Origin of the sequence: Kocuria tytonicola, assembly GCF_003687455.1 — a bacterium.
Classification (GTDB): domain Bacteria; phylum Actinomycetota; class Actinomycetes; order Actinomycetales; family Micrococcaceae; genus Kocuria; species Kocuria tytonicola.
On record NZ_PHOA01000169.1, the window covers coordinates 1 to 2574 of the forward strand.

2 protein-coding genes are annotated in these 2574 nt (G+C 75.2%); one reads left to right on the plus strand and one right to left on the minus strand.

Translation table 11 applies throughout. From position 1 onward, the window contains the following. On the minus strand, window positions 1-929 hold a 929-nt coding region (gene pdxS / locus CWC38_RS11530; RefSeq protein WP_121846853.1), incomplete at its 3' end, for a pyridoxal 5'-phosphate synthase lyase subunit PdxS. 22 nt (window positions 930-951) lie between these two features. Between pdxS and pdxR the strand changes: the two genes are divergently transcribed. Next, a partial coding sequence (pdxR, locus tag CWC38_RS11535) for a MocR-like pyridoxine biosynthesis transcription factor PdxR (RefSeq protein ID WP_240625250.1) occupies window positions 952-2574 on the plus strand: 1623 nt, incomplete at its 3' end.

Consider the following 2574-nt stretch of genomic DNA (forward strand, 5'->3'; position numbering starts at 1 on the left):
CACCAACCGCGCTCCGCGAGGCGGTGCGGGGCGGGGAGGTCCGCCACGTTGATGCCCACCATGGCCTCGCCCAGCCCGCGGGAGGCGTCCGCGATGCGGGCGGGGTCGTCGTAGTACGCGGTGGCGGCCACGATGGCGCGGGCACGCTCGGCCGGGTTGCCGGACTTGAAGATGCCCGAGCCCACGAACACGCCGTCCGCGCCCAGCTGCATCATCATGGCGGCGTCCGCGGGGGTGGCAACGCCACCGGCGGTGAACATCACGACCGGCAGCGAGCCCGTGCGCGCCACCTCGGCCACGAGCTCGTAGGGCGCCTGCAGCTCCTTGGCCTTGACGTACAGGGCGTCCGGGGCGGCGGTGTGGAGGGCCTGCAACTCCGCGATCTGCGCGCGGATGGTGCGGATGTGCTTGGTGGCCTCGGAGACGTCACCCGTGCCGGCCTCGCCCTTGGAGCGGATCATGGCCGCGCCCTCGGTGATCCGGCGCAGCGCCTCACCGAGGTTGGTGGCGCCGCACACGAAGGGGACGTCGAAGCGGTGCTTGTCGATGTGGTTGGCGTAGTCCGCGGGGGAGAGCACCTCGGACTCGTCGATGTAGTCCACCTTGAGGTGCTGCAGCACCTGCGCCTCCACGAAGTGCCCGATCCGCGCCTTGGCCATCACCGGGATGGAGACGGTGTCGATGATGGACTCGATGAGGTCCGGATCGCTCATGCGGGCCACGCCGCCCTGCGAGCGGATGTCTGCGGGCACGCGCTCCAGGGCCATCACGGCCACCGCGCCGGCATCCTCGGCGATCCGTGCCTGCTCGGCGGTGACCACGTCCATGATCACGCCGCCCTTGAGCATGTCCGCGAGCCCGCGCTTCACGAGGCGCGAACCGGTCACGGGAGCGGGGTTCTGGACGGAGGTCTGCGTGGTGTCAGTCATGCGGTTCATCCTGACGCCCTGAGTGGCCCAGGAACAGAGCCATAATTGGGGGAAATGGCTGGTCCACGCAGGAGCGGCCCCACGTCAGGAGGATCTGGTGCGCCACCCCCGGGACATCGACCTGCCCCTCACCGTGGACCGCACCTCCGGGGTGGCCCTGGGTGAGCAGCTCGTGCGCCGGGTCCGCGACCTCGTGGCGCGCGGCGTCCTGCGCCCCGGTGACCCGCTGCCGTCCTCCCGGGCGCTCGCCGCCCGCCTGGGCATCTCCCGCGGCACCGTGACCGCGGCGTGGGACGTCCTCGCGGGGGAGGGATACCTCGTGGCGGACCGCGGTGCCACACGGATCACACCGTCCCTGCACCTGGACCGGGAGCCCGCGCGTCCCACGCCACCGTCCGCTGCGCCGCTTGCCCCGCACCCGGCCCGCCCAAGGCCTGCCCGCACGACCACGCCCTGCACGACGTCGCCCGGCCGCCCGGGTGCCGCGCCGTCCCTCGCGGCCCCGGTGGTACCGCACCGGACCCCGCCGGACGCGCGAGGCGCGGCCACCCCCCACGAGGAGGGCCTCCTCGACCTGCGCCCGGGTGCGGGTCCCGTCACCTCGCTGGACACCCCCGCGTGGCGCGGGGCGTGGCGGAACGCCGCGGGCGCCGCGGCCACCGGGGAGACCGCGGAGACATCCCTCCAGGGGCATCTTTCCGCCTACCTGCGGCTCAGTCGCGGGATCGTGCGCGCTCCGGAGGAGATCCTCGTCACCGCCGGGGTCCGGGACGGGCTGCAGCTGGTGCTGCGGGTCCTGGGCCTGGCGCGGCGTCGGACCCTGCGGGTGGCGGTGGAGAACCCGGGCTACCCCGCGCTGCGCCGGGTGGTGGCGGCCACCGGGCACACCGCGCAGCCCATCCCCGTGGACGCGCACGGGCTGGACCCCGCGGTGCTGCCCGCCGGGAGCTGGTCCGGGGCGGGCCGCTGGGACGTGGCCGCGCCGCCGGACGTCCTGGTGCTCACCCCCGGCCACCAGTACCCGCTGGGCGGCACCATGCCGGTGAGCCGCCGCGCGGAGCTGCTGTCCTGGGCGCGCGAGCACGGTGCGGTGGTCATCGAGGACGACTACGACTCCGAGCTGCGCCACACCGGCCAGCCCCTGCCCGCCCTCGGGGCACTGGACACCGCCCGCGACACCGTGGTGACGCTCGGCAGCTTCGCCAAGGTGCTGGGCAGTGCGGTGGGAGTGGGGCACCTCGTGGCCCCCGCGCCCCTGCTCCCGGAGCTCCTGCGGGCCCGGGCGGACCTGGGCTCGCCCGTGTCCCGAGTGGCCCAGGACGCCATCGCCCGGTTCATGGACGCGGGCGAGTTCCAGCGCCACACCGCCCGCATGCGCCGCTCCTTCCGCCGACGCCGCTCGCTCGTCTCGGACGCGCTGGACCCCCTCCCCGGGGTGGTCGTGGCCCCGATGGCCGGGGGCGCGCACGCCGTGGTCGAGGTTGCGGACGAGGCCGCCGCGGTGGCGGGAGCGCGGGAGCGCGGGGTGCTCGTGAGCGGGCTGCGGGACTACTGGGCCGGCGGGGCCGCTGCGGGTGCCCCGGAGCGGCGGGGTGCGGCGTCGTCACCCGGGGAGGGACTGGTGCTGGGGCTCACGGCGCGGGAC